Annotated in this window: 12 protein-coding genes; 9 read left to right on the top strand and 3 right to left on the bottom strand. The window is 68.9% G+C overall.

Going from position 1 to position 17,580, the window contains the following annotated elements; genetic code table 11:
- Window positions 1–138 precede the first annotated feature (138 nt).
- Entirely contained in the window at window positions 139–1,164 is a 1,026-nt protein-coding gene (locus PSQ39_RS12745) for a Bug family tripartite tricarboxylate transporter substrate binding protein (RefSeq protein ID WP_409242030.1), read from the top strand.
- 77 nt (window positions 1,165–1,241) lie between these two features.
- Window positions 1,242–1,871 (top strand): LysE family transporter, encoded by a 630-nt coding sequence (locus tag PSQ39_RS12740; RefSeq protein ID WP_273927185.1) that lies wholly within the window; start codon window positions 1,242–1,244, stop codon window positions 1,869–1,871.
- Window positions 1,872–1,895: 24 nt separating this feature from the next.
- Here PSQ39_RS12740 and PSQ39_RS12735 read toward each other — a convergent pair whose 3' ends face one another.
- Window positions 1,896–2,885, bottom strand: coding sequence for an AraC family transcriptional regulator (locus tag PSQ39_RS12735; RefSeq protein WP_273927184.1), 990 nt, complete (start codon window positions 2,883–2,885; stop codon window positions 1,896–1,898).
- A gap of 108 nt (window positions 2,886–2,993) precedes the next feature.
- On the opposite strand from PSQ39_RS12735, the gene PSQ39_RS12730 reads away from it, so the two are divergent.
- Window positions 2,994–4,235: an MFS transporter gene (locus PSQ39_RS12730; protein ID WP_273927183.1), complete on the top strand. Its 1,242-nt coding sequence runs from the start codon at window positions 2,994–2,996 to the stop codon at window positions 4,233–4,235.
- A gap of 95 nt (window positions 4,236–4,330) precedes the next feature.
- Window positions 4,331–6,040: a thiamine pyrophosphate-binding protein gene (locus tag PSQ39_RS12725; RefSeq protein ID WP_273927182.1), complete on the top strand. Its 1,710-nt coding sequence runs from the start codon at window positions 4,331–4,333 to the stop codon at window positions 6,038–6,040.
- Between the two features lie 27 nt (window positions 6,041–6,067).
- On the opposite strand, the gene PSQ39_RS12720 is transcribed toward PSQ39_RS12725, so the two are convergent.
- Complete coding sequence (locus PSQ39_RS12720; protein WP_273927181.1) at window positions 6,068–7,015, bottom strand: LysR family transcriptional regulator; 948 nt, start codon at window positions 7,013–7,015, stop codon at window positions 6,068–6,070.
- 161 nt (window positions 7,016–7,176) lie between these two features.
- On the opposite strand from PSQ39_RS12720, the gene PSQ39_RS12715 reads away from it, so the two are divergent.
- The 4 genes from PSQ39_RS12715 (at window position 7,177) to PSQ39_RS12700 (ending at window position 14,376) form a co-directional block, all read left to right on the top strand.
- Window positions 7,177–8,079, top strand: coding sequence for an alpha/beta hydrolase fold domain-containing protein (locus PSQ39_RS12715; RefSeq protein WP_273927180.1), 903 nt, complete (start codon window positions 7,177–7,179; stop codon window positions 8,077–8,079).
- A 179-nt stretch (window positions 8,080–8,258) separates the two neighbouring features.
- Window positions 8,259–9,551: an efflux RND transporter periplasmic adaptor subunit gene (locus PSQ39_RS12710; RefSeq protein ID WP_273927179.1), complete on the top strand. Its 1,293-nt coding sequence runs from the start codon at window positions 8,259–8,261 to the stop codon at window positions 9,549–9,551.
- 32 nt (window positions 9,552–9,583) lie between these two features.
- Window positions 9,584–12,844 (top strand): efflux RND transporter permease subunit, encoded by a 3,261-nt coding sequence (locus tag PSQ39_RS12705; RefSeq protein ID WP_273927178.1) that lies wholly within the window; start codon window positions 9,584–9,586, stop codon window positions 12,842–12,844.
- Window positions 12,845–12,858: 14 nt separating this feature from the next.
- Window positions 12,859–14,376: an efflux transporter outer membrane subunit gene (locus tag PSQ39_RS12700; RefSeq protein WP_273927177.1), complete on the top strand. Its 1,518-nt coding sequence runs from the start codon at window positions 12,859–12,861 to the stop codon at window positions 14,374–14,376.
- A 174-nt stretch (window positions 14,377–14,550) separates the two neighbouring features.
- Here the strand turns inward: PSQ39_RS12700 and bfr are convergent, their stop codons facing one another.
- A complete protein-coding gene (gene bfr / locus PSQ39_RS12695) occupies window positions 14,551–15,027 on the bottom strand; it encodes a bacterioferritin (RefSeq protein WP_273927176.1) in 477 nt (158 codons plus the stop codon).
- A 230-nt stretch (window positions 15,028–15,257) separates the two neighbouring features.
- On the opposite strand from bfr, the gene PSQ39_RS12690 reads away from it, so the two are divergent.
- Window positions 15,258–17,522 carry a TonB-dependent hemoglobin/transferrin/lactoferrin family receptor gene (locus tag PSQ39_RS12690; protein WP_273927175.1) on the top strand — a complete coding sequence of 755 codons (2,265 nt, stop codon included), beginning with the start codon at window positions 15,258–15,260 and terminating at the stop codon, window positions 17,520–17,522.
- Window positions 17,523–17,580: the final 58 nt, after the last annotated feature.

Here is a 17,580-nt window from a genome sequence, read left to right as displayed (position 1 = left end):
GTGGGGGCAGCACCTGGCGGCGCCATGAGGTAGTCGGGCAAAAAAAGGGTCTGGACGGCACAATGGACCCGGTGGGCTGGCCAGTCCAGTCGCTGGACGCACGCCCCCCTTTCCATACCAAAAATCAGGAGACCTGCCATGCCATTCATTCGATCCGCCCCAGCGCCTGCGTCCTGCCCGGATGCGGCCCGGCGTCAACTCTTGGGCGCTGGCCTGGGCTTGGGGGCGGCGGCCCTGATGGGCGCCGCGCGGCCGGCCCGCGCCGCCGTGGCGGGGGGCCGGCCCATCCGTTTTGTCGTGCCCTATGCCGCGGGCGGCACCACCGACCTGGTGGCCCGGGTGGTGGGCCAGCGCATGGCCGAGACCCTGGGCCAGCCCGTGGTCATCGAGAACCGGCCCGGTGCGGGCGGCAACGTGGGCATGGACGCGGTGGCCAAGGCCGCGCCCGATGGCCTGACTCTGGGGCTGGGCGCGATCTCGACCAATGCGCTCAACCCCCACGTCTACAAGAGCATGGCCTTTGACCCGCGCAAGGACTTCACGGCGGTGGGCTTGCTGGGCTATTCGACCATCGTGCTCGAAGCCGGTCCCGCCTTGCCCGTGCGCAACGTGGCCGAGCTGCTGGCCTGGGCGCGCAAGAACCCGGGCCTGAGTTTTGGCACGGCGGGGGCGGGCACCTCCATGCACCTGGCCGGCGCGCTGTTCGCCCAGCTCACCCAGACCGAGCTCAACCATGTGGCTTACAAGGGCAGCGTGCCGGGCATCAACGACTTGCTGGGCGGGCACCTGCCCCTGATGTTTGACAACCTGCCGGCCTCGCTGCCCCACATCCAGGCCGGGCGCCTGCGCGCGCTGGCGGTGGCCGGCAAGGCGCGCTCGCCGTCCCTGCCCGACGTGCCCACGTTGGCCGAGGCTGGCATCGCGGGCTACGAGGTGGACCCGTGGTTCGGGGTGTACGCGCCGGCCGGTCTGCCTGCCACCACCTTGCAGGCGTTGAGCCAGGCCTTGGTTGAGGCCCTGGGCCAGGCCGCGGTGCGCGACAAGCTGCAGCAGGCGGGCTTTTTGCCGCGCAGCTCCAGCCCCGAGGCGCTGGCCGCTTTGTCGGCCAGCGAGTACGAGCGCCTGGGGCGCATCGCGCGTGCCGCCCACATGAGCGCCGAGTGAGTCCGGGTGGGGCCTTCTGAGTGAGGGTGGCCGTGTCAGAATCGCCCCCTTCTTGTTTTTGGGTGCGGACCTTCTCCATGCAATTCTCGACTTGGCTGGCCTTTTTCGCGGCGGCGTGGGCCATCAGCATTTCTCCCGGCGCGGGCGCTCTGGCGGCCATGAGCGCGGGCCTGAACCACGGCTTTCGCAAAGGCTATGTGACCACCGTCGGCCTGGTGCTGGGCATCTGGACCCAGCTGATCGTGGTGGGGGTGGGCCTGGGCGCCCTGGTGGCGGCCTCGGCCACCGCCTTCGCCCTGGTCAAGTGGGGCGGCGTGGCCTACCTGGTGTGGCTGGGCATCCAGCAATGGCGAGCCCCGGCCCGGCCGCTGGCCGCGCTGCAGGCCCAGGCCTCGGAAGTGCCCTGGCACGCCATGGTGCGGCGCGGCTGGATGATCAACGCCATCAACCCCAAGGGCACGGTGTTCCTGTTGGCCGTGGTGCCGCAGTTCCTGGACCTGCACCAGCCTCTGGTCTGGCAGTACCTGGTGATTGGCCTGACCCTGAGCTTCACCGACTTCGTGGTCATGGCCGGCTACACCTTGCTGGCCGCCCAGGTGCTCAGTTCGCTCAAATCGGCGGCCCACATGCGCGCGCTCAACCGCTTGTTTGGCTCGCTGTTCGTGATGGCGGGGGGCCTGCTGTCGGTGTTCTCGCGCGCCGAGTGAGTGATTGAGGGCGGGGCCTTGGGCTCAGGCGCTTGGCCGGTGCTTGCCTGAAAAATGCCGGGGCGCCTGCCCCATGGCGGCGCGGAACATGGCCGAAAACGCGCTCTCGCTGGCGTAGCCGCTGGCGCTGGCCACCTGGCTCACGGGCAGGCCGCGCGCCAGCAAGGGCAGGGCGTGGGCCAGCGTCACCTGCTGGCGCCACTGCTGGTAACTCAGCCCCAGTTCATCGCGAAACAGCCGCGCCACCGTGCGCTCACTCGCGCCCACCGAGGCCGACCACTGCGCCAGCGTGGCCCGCTCGCCCGGGCTGCGCAGCACGGCTTCACACAAGGCGCGCAGGCGTTTGTCGCCCTGGCCCGCCACGGGCAGGGGCACGCCCATGCGGATTTGCGGCGCTCGCTGCAGCTCGTCGCACAGCAGCGGGGTGATCAAGGCCTCGCGCGCGCTGGCCGTCCCTTCTTCCGGCGCACCGGTCAACCGGGCGGAATCCGCCGCGCTGGGGGGCAGCGGGTCGGGCAGGGTGTCGAGCTGGCGCACCAGGGCACGCATGAGTTCGCTGACCTCGATCACCACGCAACGCTGCCAGGGGGCACTGGCTGGCGCGATCAGTTGGTGCAGGTACAGGGTGTGCAGGTTGGCGTCTTCCACCACGGTGATCGAGTGGGCCATGCCGGCCGGCACCCACACCGCCCGCGACGGCGGCACGATGAAGGTGCCGTCTTCGGTGCTGAGCCGGCACACCCCATTGAGTGAAAACGTGAGTTGGGCCCAGGCGTGGGCGTGGGGCAGCACCTCGGTTTCGGCCAGCAGGTGGCGCATCTTGGCGCGCAGTGGGCGCTGGGCCGTGGGCTGGTAAAGGTGTGGGGTCAGGCTGCCCACCAAGTCGGCCGGGGCTTTGGCGCGGGGGGCGCTGCGCGCCCGACCTCGGGCCCGAGGGCTGAGGGAGGCTGCCGCAGGGGCTGGGCCCTTGTTGGGACCGGTGGCTGGACGGGTGGGCGAGGCGGTGGAGGGCATGGGCAGCGGGTCTTGTCTGATTGCCGACGATATTTGTCTTTTCATCGCCAACAAGACGCGAGTCTGGGTCGTAGGATGGGCCTCGTCAAGTTTTTGGAGGCCTTTCCCATGTCGACTGCGCACGCTCTGCCCGCGCCCACGTTCAAGCAGGACGCCCGCCTGATCGGCCTGGTGGGCCTGGCCCACGGCATCAGCCACTTCAGCCAGCTGGTGCTGGCGCCGCTGTTCCCCTGGCTCAAAGAAGCTTTTGACGTCAGCTACACCGAACTGGGCCTGGTGTTGACGGTGTTTTTTGTCGTGTCCTGCGCGGTGCAGGCCCTGTCGGGGTTTGTGGTGGACCGCTACAGCCCGCGCCCGGTGCTGTTCGCCGGTCTGGGTTTGCTGGGCGTGGCCTTGATCGGCTATGCGCTGGCGCCCAACTACCCCACGCTGCTGCTGTGCGCGGTGCTGGCCGGCATGGGCAACGGCGTGTTCCATCCGGTGGACTACACCTTGTTCAACCGCAAGGTCAGCAGCACCCGGCTGGGCCATGCCTACAGTGTGCACGGCATCACGGGCAGCCTGGGCTGGGCGCTGGCGCCGGCCCTGGTGGTGCCACTGGCCCTGGCGTTCTCCTGGCGTGTGGCGCTGGGGGTGTCGGGTGCCTTGGCCTTGGCGGTGTTGGCCGTGCTGTACTTGCAGCGCGAGGTGCTGAGCCTGCCGGCCGCCGCGCCCAAGCCCGCGTCGGCCCCTGCGGGCAGCGCGGCCGCGGCGGGGGGCTTTGACTTCTTGCGCATCCCGGCCGTGTGGATGTGCTTCGCCTTCTTCTTGTTCTACGCCATGGCCTTGAGCGTGGTGCAGACCTTCGCGCCTGAGGCAGCGCGCCACTTGCATGACGTGCCGGTGGCCCTGATCGCTGCCTGCCTGACCATCTACATGGTGGCCAGCGCCAGCGGCATGGTGCTGGGCGGCTTTCTGGCAGCCGACCCGACGCGCTGTGAACGCATCGTGGCCTTGGGCATTGGCATCGCGGCCCTGGTGGCGCTGAGTTTGGCGCTGGCGCCGGTGTCGGGCATCTGGGTGCCGGTCTTGTTCGGCGTGATGGGGTTTGCCAACGGCATTGCCGGGCCCTCGCGCGATTTGCTGGTCAAGCGCTCCACGCCCGAAAACGCCACCGGCCGCGTCTACGGCGTGGTCTACGCCGGGCTGGACATCGGCCAGGCTGTGTCGCCGCTGATTTTTGGGCGCCTCATGGACCACGGCCAGTACACCAGTGTGCTGGTCGGCCTGGCCATCGTGCAGGGGGTGCTGATCGCCAGCGCCTTCAATGTGCGCCGGGTGCGGCGCACCGCGACGCTGGCCGCGGCCTGAGCGGCCTGAGCGGCCGTCGCGCCGGGCTGCGCTGGCACGCAGTAGGATGCGGGCGGGCCGCCACGGAACGCGGCAATTTTTGATCAAGGCAGCACATGGCACAGCGCAACGCAGGACATCTGATCGTCGAATGTTTGATCGCCCAAGGCGTGGAAGTCGCCTTCGGCGTGCCCGGGGAGAGCTACCTCGCGGTGTTGGACGGTTTTCACCAGTACCGGGAGCAGATCCGTTTCATCACTTGCCGCCAGGAAGGTGGCGCGGCCTTCATGGCCGAGGCCCATGGCAAGCTCAGCGGCCGCCCCGGCGTGTGCCTGGTGACGCGGGGGCCGGGCGCCACCAATGCGTCGATAGGCGTGCACACCGCGTTCCAGGATTCGACCCCGATGGTGTTGCTGGTGGGCGACGTGGGCAGCGACTTCCGCGACCGAGAGGCCTTCCAAGAGGTCGATTTCCAGAGCTTTTTCGGCCCCAGCACCAAGGCCATGGCCAAGCGGGTGGAGCGCATCGACGACGCGCGCCGCATCCCCGAGTACATCGCACGCGCCTTCGCCACCGCGATGAACGGCCGCCCCGGCCCGGTGGTGCTGGTGCTGCCCGAGGACATGCTGACCCAGACCGTGGACGCCGAGCCGCTGCCGCGTGTGGAGGCCGTGCAGGCCTGGAGCGACCCCGGCGCGCTGCGCGACCTGCGCCAGCTGCTGCTGCAGTCGCAGCGCCCCTTCGTGATCGCGGGCGGCGGCGGGTGGACACCCCAGGCGGCCCAGGCCCTGCAGCGTTTTGCCGAGAACTGGCAGCTGCCCGTGGGCAATGCCTTCCGCTTCCAGGACACCTTTGACAACCACCACCCGCTGTACGCGGGTGACGTGGGCATCGGCATCAACCCGCGCCTGGCCGCGCGCATCCGCGAGGCCGACCTGGTGCTGGCCATCGGCCCGCGCCTGGGCGAGATGACCACCAGCGGCTACACCCTGCTGGAGGCGCCGCGCCCACGCCAAAAGCTGGTGCACATCCACGCCAGCGCCGAGGAGCTGAACCGGGTCTACCAGGCCGACCTGGCCATCCAGTCGAGCATGAATGCCGCCGCGCGCAGCCTGGAGGTGCTCAGCGCGCCGCCCAGCCTGCCCTGGGCCGATTGGGCGGCCGCCGCCCACGCCGACTATGAAGCCAATTTGCAGCCCCAGGCCCTGGCCGGTCTGGACCCCAGCCAACCCGGCGTGATCGACCTGCCGGCGGTGGTCGCGCTGCTGCAAAAACACCTGCCCGCCGACGCCGTGCTGACCAATGGCGCGGGCAATTTCGCCAGCTGGGTGCACCGCTACTTCCGCCACTTTGGCCTGGCGCGCGGCCACAAGACGCAGCTGGCGCCCACCGTGGGCGCCATGGGCTACGGCGTGCCGGCGGGCATCGCAGCCAACCTGGTGAGTGGGCGGGTGGCCTTCACCATCGCGGGCGACGGCGACTTCCTCATGAACGGGCAAGAGCTGGCCACGGCCGTGCAGCACGGCGGCAAAAGCATCATCGTGCTGCTCAACAACGGCATGTACGGCACCATCCGCATGCACCAGGAGCGCGAATACCCCAGCCATGTCAGCGGCTCCAGCCTGAGCAACCCCGACTTTTGCGCGCTGGCCCGGGCCTATGGCTATGCGGCCGAGCAGGTGACGCGCACCGAAGACTTCGAGGCCGCCTTGCTGCGCGCCTTGAGCAGCGAGGGCGGCACGCTGATCGAGATCCCGCTCAGCCCCGAAGTGATCACCACGCGCGCCACGCTGAGCGCCATCCGCGACGCCGCGCTCCAACGCTGAGGGCTGTGCGGTGTGGACCGCCCGCTGTCACGCGCCGGGCGCCTCGGGCTGGGGCGGCAGCGGCTGGCCTTGCAACAGTGGCTGCTGGGTGAACAGCTCGGCCGCCCAGTCCACAAATGCGCGCACCTTGGCGCTCAGGTGGCGGTTGGGCGGGTAGACCACGTACACCGGCAGCAGCGGGTGGCCCCACTCGGGCAGCAGGCGCAGCAACTCGCCTCGCGCCAGGTAGGGCTGGGCCTGGTAGCTGGTGATCTGGCCAATGCCCAGGCCACCGAGCACGGCCTCCAGGTAGGCGGCCGATTCGTTGACGCTGAGCTTGTAAGGGCCCGGGATTTCGATCACTTCTTCGCCCTGGTGGAACTCCAGCGGGTACTGGCGCCCGTTGTGCGCGCCAAAGTACACCACCGTGCTGTGCTCGCGCTCGATGTCCAGCGGGTGGGCGGGGGTGCCGTGGCGGCGCAGGTAGGTGGGCGAGGCCACGGTGATGAACTCGAGGTTGCCGATGCGGCGCGCCACCAGGGACTGCTCAATCAGGTTGCCGCCTCGGATCACGCAGTCCACGTTGTCCGAAATCATGTCCACGATGCGGTCGCTCACGCCCAGGTCCAGCTGGATGTCGGGGTAGCGCTCGTGGAAGCCGGGCAGGTTGGGGATGATCAGCATGCGCGCCAGCGAGGTGCCCACATCCACGCGCAGCCGCCCGCGCGGGCTGGCGCGGGCCTGGCCCATGCTGGCCTCGATGTCGTCAAAGTCGGTCAGCAGGCGCAGCGTGCGCTCGTAGTAGGCCGCGCCGTCGGCGGTCACGGTGACGCGGCGGGTGGTGCGGTTGAGCAGTTTCACGCGCAGCCGAGCCTCCAAGGCCTGGATTTGCTTGGTGACGGTGGCCTTGGGCAGGCCCAGTGAATCGGCGGCGCGGGTGAACGTGCCGGCTTCCACCACGCGCGTGAATATGCGCATGGCCTGGATCGGGTCCATGGGCTCTCCTGTGGTCGTGCCCGGGTTCGGGCTGTAGCAAATTCTCACATGTTGCGGCCTCGCCATTGTTGGGCGTTTGGAAACACTGCTGTGGCCATTGAGGTGTTTATGTGGCGCCCATCCGCCACTACAGTTGCACCATCCCTTTTTGTTGCACCGCCATGTCCACCCCTGACCACCCCCTTGATTCCGAACGGCCCGACCCGGCCAGCGCGGCCCTGGCTGGCGCCTGGACGGCCCCCCATGGCACGGACAGCGAAGTGGCTTTGAGCGACGGCCAAAACGTGCCGGTGCGGGTCTATGGCCGAAAAAAAGCCGGTCAGCCCCAGCCCCTGGTCGTGCACTTCCACGGCGGCGCCTTTGTGTCGGGCTGCCTGGACAGTGGCGCCACGGTGGCCGGTTTGCTGGTGGCAGCCGGCGCGGTGGTGGTGTCGGTGGCCTACCCGCTGGCGCCGCAACACCCGTTCCCGAATGCGGCCGAGGTGGGCTACCAGGTGCTGCAGTGGGTGCACCGCCAGCGCAAGCGCCTGGGGGGCGCCCAGGCCCGCATCTACTTGGCGGGTGAAGAGGCCGGTGGCAATGTGGCCGCCGCTGTCAGCCTGATGGCGCGCGACCAGTCGCACCCCCCGCTGGCCGGCCAGGTGCTGTTGTCGCCCATGCTCGACCCCTGCGTGGGCACGGCCTCGCTGCGTGAGGCCACGGGTTCGGCCACCTGCTGCAAATGGGTGGAGGGTTGGCTCAGCTACCTGCGCAGCCCGCGCGATGCCGAGCACCCCTATGCGGTGCCCGCCAGCTCGCTGCGCTTGCAAGGCCTGCCGCCCACGCTGGTGCTGGTGGGCCCGGACGACCCCATGCGCGACGAGGCCATGGCCTATGTGACCCGCCTGCAGGCCGCTGGCCTGCAAGCCCGCGGCGAGGTGCTGAGCGCTGCCCAGCACTGGCCTGAGGCCTTGCTCACGGCCCAGCCCCAGGTCTGCCCCTGTGCGCCCGCCGTGCAGGCGCAACTGCAGCGCTTTTTTGCCGACACCCTGGTGCCTGCCGTGCCCAGCGCTGTGCCTTCATAGCCTGACCGGCCCCGCGCCGGTCCCCCCTTTGACTCTGTTGCTCTGATCACCGGCTGCGGCCGGTGCGGGCGCGCTGTTGCCGCCTGCTTTCCAAGTCCCTGTTTTTTGTTCCTGCGACCGGCCTGGGAGGGCGGGCCGTGGGGCGCTGTTCGCCTTTGTTTTTGCCTTGGAGGAATCCCATGAACTCGAATCCCACCCCTGACACCTCGGCCTCGGCCGGGTCCCCCTCCCCGACGGACGCCGCGACGCCGCCCGCCGCGCGCTCGCGCCGCCCGCTCTGGCTGTCGGCTGTGGCCCTGGCTGTGCTGGCCACCACGGGCGCGGCCTTCCTGGGCTCGCCCAGCTCGCACGCCGATGCCCCGGCGGCCCAGGCCCCGGCCGCCACCCCGGTGTCGGTGGCGACCGTGGCCGAACAGCCCATTTCCTTGTGGGATGAGTTCTCGGGCCGGCTCGAAGCCGTGCAGCGCGTGGACCTGCGCCCGCGCGTGGCGGGGGCCGTGCAGTCGGTGCACTTCCGTGAGGGGGCGCTGGTGCAGGCGGGGGACTTGCTGTTCAGCCTGGACCCGGCGCCTTTTGCCGCCGAGGTGGACCGGGCCCAGGCCCAGGTCGCCGCTGCCCAGGCCCGACTGGCCTACAGCCAAAGCGAGCTGGAACGCGCCAGCCGCCTGTGGGAGGAGCGCGCCATCGCCCAGCGCGAATACGACGAGCGCCAGAACGCCCAGCGCGAGGCCGACGCCAACCTGCGCGCGGCGCAGGCCGCGCTGCAAAGCGCCCGCCTGAACCTGGGTTATGCCCAGGTGCGCGCCCCGGTCAGTGGCCGCATCGGTCGCATCGAAGTCACCGCGGGCAACCTGGTCGCTGCCGGCGCGGGGGCCCCTGTGCTGACCAGCCTGGTGTCGGTGAACCCCATCTACGCCAGCTTTGACGCCGACGAGCAAGTCATTGCCCAGGCCCTGCAAGGCCTGGGGCGGGGTGCGGCCGCCCGCGCCCGCATCGAGCGCATTCCCGTGCAAATGGGCACGGCCGAGGGCGGCAACACGCCTTACCAAGGCCACCTGCAACTGGTCGACAACCAGGTCGATGCCAAGAGCGGCACGGTGCGCGTGCGCGCCGTGTTCGACAACCCCGACGGCCAGCTGATGCCGGGCCAGTTTGCCCGCCTGCGCATGGGCCAGGCCCAGACCCGCCAGGCCCTGCTGATCAACGAGCGCGCCGTGGGCACTGACCAGAACAAGAAGTTTGTTCTGGTGGTGGGCGAGGACCAGACCGCGCAGTACCGCGAGGTCAGCCTGGGTGCGCCCGTGGCCGGGCTGCGCGTCGTCAAGTCAGGCCTGAAGGCCGGTGAGCGCGTGGTCATCAATGGCCTGCAGCACATCCGCCCCGGCGCCCGTGTCACGCCGCAGAGCGTGCCCATGAGCGGCGACAGCGCCGCTGCCGAGCAGCCGGCCGCCGCCAAGGCCCCCGCCGCCTGAGGCGCGTCCCCAGGCCCCACAGAAACTGATTTATGAACCTGTCCAAATTCTTTATTGACCGGCCCATCTTCGCGGGGGTGCTGTCGGTGCTCATGCTGATCGCCGGCTTGCTGGCGCTGCGCGTGCTGCCGGTGTCCGAGTACCCCGAGGTGGTGCCGCCCCAGGTGGTGGTGCGCGCCAACTACCCGGGCGCCAACCCCAAGGTGATCGCCGAGACCGTGGCCACCCCGCTGGAGGAGGCCATCAACGGCGTCGAAGGCATGCTCTACATGGGCAGCCAGGCCACCACCGATGGCCTGATGACCCTGACCGTGACCTTCCGCTTGGGCACCGACCCCGACAAGGCCCAGCAGCTGGTGCAAAACCGGGTGGCCCAGGCCGAGCCGCGCCTGCCTGAAGAGGTGCGCCGGCTGGGTCTGGCTACCGTCAAAAGCTCGCCCGACCTGACCTTGGTGGTGCACGTGCTGTCGCCCAATGGGCGCTACGACATGACCTACCTGCGCAACTACGCGGTGCTCAACGTCAAGGACCGCCTGGCCCGCGTGAAGGGCGTGGGCGAGGTGCAGCTGTTCGGCTCGGGTGATTACTCGATGCGCGTCTGGCTGGACCCGCAAAAAGTCGCCCAGCGCGGCCTGTCCGCCAGCGACGTGGTGCGCGCCATCCGCGAGCAAAACGTGCAGGCCGCCGCCGGCGTGGTGGGGGCTTCGCCAGGGCTGCCGGGGGCGGACCTTCAGCTGTCGATCAACGCCCAAGGGCGTTTGCAGAACGAAGAGGAATTCGGCGACATCATCGTCAAGACCGGGGCCGACGGCGCTGTGACCCGCCTGCGCGACGTGGCGCGGCTGGAGCTGGGCGCGGCTTCGTACGCGCTGCGCTCGCTGCTGGACAACCAGGACGCGGTGGCGGTGCCCATCTTCGCGGCCCCGGGCTCGAACGCGATCCAGATCTCGGACGACGTGCACGCCGCCATGGCCGAGTTGAAGAAGAACATGCCCGACGGCGTGGACTACCAGATCGTCTACGACCCGACGCAGTTCGTGCGCGCCTCGATCGATTCGGTGGTGCACACCCTGCTCGAAGCCGTGGCCCTGGTGGTGCTGGTGGTGATCCTGTTCCTGCAGACCTGGCGCGCCTCCATCATCCCGCTGCTGGCCGTGCCGGTGTCGGTGGTGGGCACGTTTGCGGTGATGCAGTTGTCGGGCTTCTCGGTCAACGCGCTGAGCCTGTTTGGCCTGGTGCTGGCCATCGGCATCGTGGTGGACGACGCCATCGTGGTGGTGGAGAACGTGGAGCGCAACATCGAAGCCGGCCTGACGCCGCGCGAGGCCACCTACCGCGCCATGCGCGAGGTCTCAGGTCCGATCATCGCCATCGCCCTGGTGCTGTGCGCGGTCTTCGTGCCGCTGGCCTTCATCAGCGGCCTGACCGGGCAGTTCTACCGCCAGTTTGCGCTGACCATTGCCATCTCGACCATCATCTCGGCCATCAACTCGCTGACCTTGTCGCCAGCGCTGGCCGCCTTGCTGCTCAAGGGCCATGACGCGCCCAAGGACGCCCTCACGCGCGGCATGGACCGCGTGCTGGGGCGCTTCTTTGCAGGCTTCAACCGCCTGTTTGGCCGAGGTGCTGCCGCCTACAGCGGCGGCGTGACCCGGGCCATCGCGCGCAAGGGCGCCATGATGGGCCTGTACCTGGTGCTGGGTCTGCTGACCCTGGGCCTGTTCAAGACCGTGCCTGGCGGTTTTGTGCCCGCGCAGGACAAGCAGTACCTGATCGGCTTTGCCCAACTGCCGGATGGCGCCACGCTGGACCGCACCGAGCAGGTGATCCGCCGCATGAGTGACATCGCCCTGGCCCAGCCCGGCGTGGAGCACGCGGTGGCCTTCCCCGGCTTGTCCATCAATGGCTTCACCAACAGCTCGAACTCGGGCATCGTGTTCGCCACCCTGAAACCTTTCGAGGAGCGCCGCGACCCCAGCCTGAGCGCGGGCGCCATCGCCGGCCAGCTCAACCAGAAGTACGCCGGTCTGCAAGACGCTTTCATCGCCATGTTCCCGCCGCCGCCGGTGGCAGGCCTGGGCACCACGGGCGGCTTCAAGTTGCAGATCGAGGACCGGGGCTCGCAGGGTTACGCCGCGTTGGACGGCGCGGTCAAGGCCTTCATGGCCAAGGCTTACCAGACGCCTGAATTGGCCGGGCTGTTCACCAGCTTCCAGGTCAATGTGCCGCAGCTCTATGCCGACATCGACCGCACCCGCGCGCGCCAGTTGGGCGTGCCGGTGACCGAGGTGTTCGACACGCTGCAGATCTACCTGGGCAGTCTGTACGCCAACGACTTCAACCGCTTTGGCCGCACCTACAGCGTGCGCGTGCAGGCCGACGCGGCCTACCGCGCGCGCGCCGAGGACGTGGGCCTGCTCAAGGTGCGCTCCAACAGCGGTGAGATGGTGCCGCTGTCGGCGGTGCTGAAGATGGCGCCGAGCTTTGGTCCCGAGCGCGCCATGCGCTACAACGGCTACCTGTCGGCCGACATCAATGGCGGGCCGGCGCCGGGGTACTCCAGCGGCCAGGCCCAGGCGGCGGTGGCGCGCATCGCGGCGGAAACCTTGCCCGCCGGCTTCAGCTACGAGTGGACCGAACTGACCTACCAGGAGATCCTGGCCGGCAACTCGGCGGTGTGGGTGTTCCCGCTCGCCATCCTGCTGGTCTTCCTGGTGCTGGCCGCGCAGTATGAGAGCCTGACTTTGCCCCTGGCCATCATCCTGATCGTGCCCATGGGCCTGCTGGCGGCCATGACGGGCGTCTGGCTCTCGGGTGGGGACAACAACGTCTTCACCCAGATCGGGCTGATGGTGCTGGTCGGGCTGTCGGCCAAGAACGCGATCTTGATCGTCGAGTTCGCCCGCGAGCTGGAGTTTGCCGGCCGCAGCCCGCTGCAGGCTGCCATCGAAGCCAGCCGCCTGCGCCTGCGCCCCATCTTGATGACCTCCCTGGCCTTTGTGATGGGCGTGCTGCCCCTGGTGCTGTCCACCGGGGCGGGCGCCGAAATGCGCCGCGCCATGGGCGTGGCGGTGTTCGCCGGGATGATTGGTGTGACGGCTTTTGGCCTGTTCCTCACCCCGGTGTTCTATGTGCTGCTGCGCCGCCTGGCGGGCAACCGGCCGCTGGTGCAGCACGGTGACTTCGTGGCCCCCATCACCGCGTCCGAGGCCGGTCATGCCGTGCCCGCCAGTCCTGCCGCTGGGGCGCCTGGCGCTGCGGCCTTGGCCACCGCACAAGCGGCCCACGATTGAAAGAGACATCTCCCATGCGACAACTTTCCTCTGTGATCTCGGGGCGTGTGCTCACGCCCTTGGCCCTGGCCTTGTGGCTGGCGGGCTGTGCCAGCGCGCCCGAGGCCGTGCCTGAGCGGGCTTGGCCTCCGTTGCCGGCCCACTTCAGCGCGACCCAGGCCAGCGCCGTGTCGGCACCGGCGGCGCCCACCCCGGCCGAAGGGCAATGGACGCTGGCCCCCGGTGCCGAGGCCCAGGCCCGGGGCGCCTGGTGGCGTCCCTTCATGGACCCGGTGCTCAGTGACCTGGTCATGCGGGCTGACCTGGGCAACACGCGCCTGCAAGAAGCGGCGGCCCGCCTGGCCGAGGCCCGTGCCCTGTTGGGCACGGCCGAGGCCGCGCGCCGCCCGCAAGTCGGCGCCAATGCCGGTCTGCAGCGCCAGGCCGGACGCGGCACCCTGGGCGGGGAGCAGCCCAGCACCACGGCCAGCCTGGGGCTGGGCGCGTCCTATGAAGTCGACGTCATGGGCCGCCTGAGCCAGGCCAGCCAGGCCGCGCGCCAGGACGCCCGGGCCCAGGCTGCGCTGCTGCAAAGCACGCGCCTGATGGTGCAGGCCGATGTGGCCCAGACCTATTTGCAACTGCGCTCGGTGCAGTCCGAGCAGGCCCTGGTGGACGAGAGCCTGCAGGCTTTGCGCGACATCCTGCAGCTCACCCTTCGGCGGGAGCGCGCCGGCGACGTGGCCGAGCTGGACCTGGCGCGCGTGCGCGCCGAGGCCGCCGCCACCGAGGCCGAGTCCCTGGCCCTGCAACGCCAGCAAGCCTTGCTGACCCACGCGCTGGCGCTGTTGGTGGGCGAGGTGGCAACCGGCTTCAGCCTGCCCGAGTCGGGCGCGTCCTTCAGCGTGCCGGTGATTCCACCCGGTCTGCCTGGCACGGTGCTGGCACGCCGCCCCGATGTCAGCGCTGCCCAGGCCGCCGTGCTGGCGGCCCAGGCCCGGCTGGGCGTGGCACAGACGGCCTGGTTCCCCGCCGTGACCCTGACCGGCGCGGCCGGCCAGGCCTCGCCCGAGCTGGGCGACCTGTTCAAGTGGTCGGCACGCGCCTGGAGCGCGGGTGCTTTGCTGTCCCTGCCGCTGTTCGACGGCGGCCGGCGCGAGGCGGCCCAGCAGGGCGCCCAGGCCCGGCTCGATGCCGCCTTGGCGGCGTACCGTGGCCAGGTGCTGACGGCCTTCAGCGAGGTGGAGGACCAGCTGCGCAGCTTGCAGTGGCTGGAGGCCCAGTCCGAGGCCCAGGGCCGGGCCGTGGCTGCGGCCCGGCGTGCTACCGCGCTGTCGGCGACGCGTTACCGCCATGGGCTGGTCAGCCAGATCGAGTGGCTGGACGCGCGCCGGGCCGAGTTGCGCAATCGCCGTGCCGAGCTGCAGGTGCGCACCAGCCAGGCCTTGGCGACCGTGTCCCTGGTGCGCGCCTTGGGCGGCGGCTGGGACGGGGCTGAGGCCCAGCCCCAGGCGACCGCCCCGGGGGCGCCAAGCCTGGCGCGCCTGCCCTGAAGCCTGGCGCGCCTGCCCTGAAGCCGGGCGGAGGGCGGGCGGCGCCCCCTCTGTCCGCCCACGCCAGGCGCGGCGCCGTTGCCACCATGAAAAAAGGGCCCGAAGGCCCAAAAAAGGGCCCGAAGGCCCAAAAAAGGGCCCGAAGGCCCTGATGTGGTGTGGCAGCAGCGCTGCTTATTCGATGTCGCCCATCTGCGATTGCAGGTAGTTGGGCAGGCCGACTTTGCCGATCAGATCGATCTGGGTTTCCAGGAAGTCGATGTGTTCTTCGGTGTCGTCGAGGATTTTTTGCAGCAGGTCGCGCGAGACGTAGTCGCGCACCGATTCGCAGTGGGCGATGCCGGCCTTGATGGTGGCTTGGGCGCCTTGCTCGGCACCCAGGTCGCAGCTCAGGATCTCGGGCACGTCTTCACCGACCGAGAGCTTGCCCAGGTCCTGCAGATTGGGCAGACCGTCGAGCGTGAAGATGCGGTCCATCAGCCAGTCCGCATGTTTCATTTCGCCGATCGACTCGGCGTATTCCTTCTTGGCCAGCTTGTCGAATCCCCAGTGCTTGAGCATGCGGTAGTGCAGGAAGTACTGGTTGATCGCGGTCAGCTCGTTTTTGAGCTGGGCCTGCAGGTGGGCAATGACTTGAGCGTCGCCTTTCATGGCAATTCCTTTGTTCAGACAGTCGATGGACGGATTGTGGTGTATCCGGCCTGCTCATCCAACCGATGTCCCTGGGTTGACCGGTATTTGACGTGAAATTGCAGGGTGAATTTTTACAAATGAGAATCATTCTCATATAATTCGGAAAACGCCAGCCAAGGAATGAGCCTCCAAGAGGTCTCAGCGCCACCGCCAGCACGTCAACTTCAACGTGTTCTCGAGAGGTCGCTTTGTCTGGTCTTTGTTTTTCTCCGCTTCTTCCCTCGCTGTCTCCCAGCGGCGGCACTTGGTCCCGGCTGGCCGGTGGCTGCGTGCTCGGTGTGTCGGCCTGCAGCCTCAATGCCCAGGGCTTGCCCGAGCGACCGGCGGCCCAGCTCCTGGCTGCGTTGCCCGAGGTCGTCATCAGCGGCTCGCGCCATGAGCAAGACCCTGATGAACTGCCCATGAGCCTGGACGTGCTCGGCTCTCAGGACCTGGAGCGCCGCCAGGTGCGTGACATCCGCGATGTGGCGCGCGAGGTGCCGGGCCTGTCGGTGTCGCGGGCACCGGCCCGATTCACCTTGGCCTCCAGCAGCACCGGGCGGGACCAAAACGCAGGATTCAACATCCGAGGCCTGGACGGTAACCGGGTCTTGATGATGGTGGATGGCATCCGTCAGCCCCGCAGCTATGTGTTCAGCGCCAATGCGTTCGGCCGTGACTACATGGAGTTGGGTCTGATCGAGCGGGTGGAGGTGCTCAAGGGGCCCACGTCGGCCCTGTATGGCTCTGACGGCCTGGCCGGCCTGGTGAATTTCATCACCCTCGACCCTTCGGCCTTGTTGCGCGATGGCCAGACCCTGGGCGGGCGAGCCAGCCTGGCCTATGCCAGCGAGGACCGGGGTTGGCGCGCTGGTGTCACCCTGGCGGGGCGCCCCAATGAGGTGCTGCAGTGGCTGCTGGGCGTCAACACCTCGGGCGCCAGGGCTTTGCAGAACATGGGCCGCAACGCGTCGGCCAACGTGGAGCGCACCGAGCCCAATCCCGAGCAACAAAAGGGCGAAGGCCTGCTGCTCAAGGCGGTGCTCACCCCTGGCGGCGGCCAGCGCCATGCCGTGAGCCTCGAGCATGTGCGCAAGCAGGCGGACTACACCTTGCTGTCGGCCGTGGCCAAGACGCCGACCAGCAGCACCTCGACGGTCTACGCCAGTTCTTGGACCGAGTTGCAGCGCGACCGCCTCAGCTGGGACGCGCGCTGGCAGCCCGGCTGGGCCTGGGCGCAGGACCTGCGCACCTTACTGAGCTTCCAGGAGGCCCGCTCGCGCGAATTTGCTTTTGAGGACCGCTACACCGCAGCCGACCGTGAGCGCGATGTGCGTTACACCGAGCGCACCTGGCAAGCCGGGCTGCAGGCCTCGCGCGTCTACACCGAGGGCGAGCGATCGCACCGCTTCACTTATGGCGTGGACTGGGTGCGGACCTCGGTGCTGAACCTGCAGACCGGGGTCACACCGGCGGCCGGCGAGACCTTTCCGCTCAAACGCTTCCCCGACACGGTGGAAACCAGTCAGGCGCTGTACTTGCAAGACGAGGTCATTCAAGGCCCCTGGAGCTTGACCGCCGCACTGCGCGCCGAACATTTCCGCCTGCAGGCGGAGCAGGCCGGCTTTTCGCCACCCTCGTCCACGCCAGCCGCCTCGCTGTCGGGCTCGGCCACGTCGCCCAAGCTCGGTCTGATGCGCCAGTTGTCCCCGCAGTGGAGCCTGTTTGGCCATTACGCCGCGGGCTTTCGGGCGCCCAACGCGGGCCAGGTCAACGCCTATTTCGAGAACCTGACCCAGTACTACAAGTCCATCCCCAACCCGAACCTGAAGCCCGAGACCAGCCAGAACCTGGAGTTGGGCCTGCGGGGGCGGCTGGCCGACTGGCGCTTGGATGCGGCCCTCTTCACCGGCATCTACAAGGACTTCATTGAGGACCAGCACCTGGTGGGAGGTCGCATGACCGCAGCCGACCCGCTGATCTACCAGTCCGTCAACATCGGTCGGGTGCGCCTATCGGGCCTGGAGTTCAAGGGCGAGAAGGACTGGGGCGTTTGGGCCGGCGGGCGACTGGCCAGCCCCTTTGGCTACAGCCGGGTCACGGGCAAGGACACCTTGACGAACCGACCGATCAACTCGATCGACCCTCAGCGCTTCGCCGCCGGCCTGCGCTACGAGCGCTCTGACTGGAGCGCCCGCCTGGACCTGCAGCACCGCAGCGCCAAGAAGGCCTCGGACGTGGACTCGACCCAGTTGTCTGCACAGTTCCTGCCGCCGTCCTCCACCACGCTGGACCTGTCGGGTCAGTGGCGGCTGCGCCGGGACCTGCGCCTGAACGTGGCGCTGAACAACCTCAGCAACCAGCGTGTCTGGTACTGGTCGGATGTGCGTGGTTTGTCCTCCGCCTCCACCGTCAAGGACGCCTATACCCAGCCGGGCCGCTCGCTGCGGGTGGCCTTGGTGGCCGACTTCTGAGCCCGGTCGGCCTCGCCCTTCTGTCCTGCTTTTTGTCTTTTGCTTGCTTGTTGATCCG

The sequence above is a fragment of the Curvibacter microcysteis genome, from assembly GCF_028649455.1.
Lineage (GTDB): Bacteria > Pseudomonadota > Gammaproteobacteria > Burkholderiales > Burkholderiaceae_C > Curvibacter > Curvibacter microcysteis.
This window is presented reverse-complemented; position numbering and strand designations above follow the sequence as displayed.

Excerpts from the sequence above, each read along its gene's own strand:
- PSQ39_RS12735 (WP_273927184.1), bottom strand. The coding sequence starts at position 2,885 with ATGCCCTCCACCGCCTCGCCCACCCGTCCAGCCACCGGTCCCAACAAG.
- PSQ39_RS12740 (WP_273927185.1), top strand. The coding sequence starts at position 1,242 with ATGCAATTCTCGACTTGGCTGGCCTTTTTCGCGGCGGCGTGGGCCATC.
- PSQ39_RS12715 (WP_273927180.1), top strand. The coding sequence starts at position 7,177 with ATGTCCACCCCTGACCACCCCCTTGATTCCGAACGGCCCGACCCGGCC.
- PSQ39_RS12745 (WP_409242030.1), top strand. The coding sequence starts at position 139 with ATGCCATTCATTCGATCCGCCCCAGCGCCTGCGTCCTGCCCGGATGCG.
- PSQ39_RS12705 (WP_273927178.1), top strand. The coding sequence starts at position 9,584 with ATGAACCTGTCCAAATTCTTTATTGACCGGCCCATCTTCGCGGGGGTG.
- PSQ39_RS12710 (WP_273927179.1), top strand. The coding sequence starts at position 8,259 with ATGAACTCGAATCCCACCCCTGACACCTCGGCCTCGGCCGGGTCCCCC.
- bfr (WP_273927176.1), bottom strand. The coding sequence starts at position 15,027 with ATGAAAGGCGACGCTCAAGTCATTGCCCACCTGCAGGCCCAGCTCAAA.
- PSQ39_RS12700 (WP_273927177.1), top strand. The coding sequence starts at position 12,859 with ATGCGACAACTTTCCTCTGTGATCTCGGGGCGTGTGCTCACGCCCTTG.
- PSQ39_RS12730 (WP_273927183.1), top strand. The coding sequence starts at position 2,994 with ATGTCGACTGCGCACGCTCTGCCCGCGCCCACGTTCAAGCAGGACGCC.
- PSQ39_RS12720 (WP_273927181.1), bottom strand. The coding sequence starts at position 7,015 with ATGGACCCGATCCAGGCCATGCGCATATTCACGCGCGTGGTGGAAGCC.
- PSQ39_RS12725 (WP_273927182.1), top strand. The coding sequence starts at position 4,331 with ATGGCACAGCGCAACGCAGGACATCTGATCGTCGAATGTTTGATCGCC.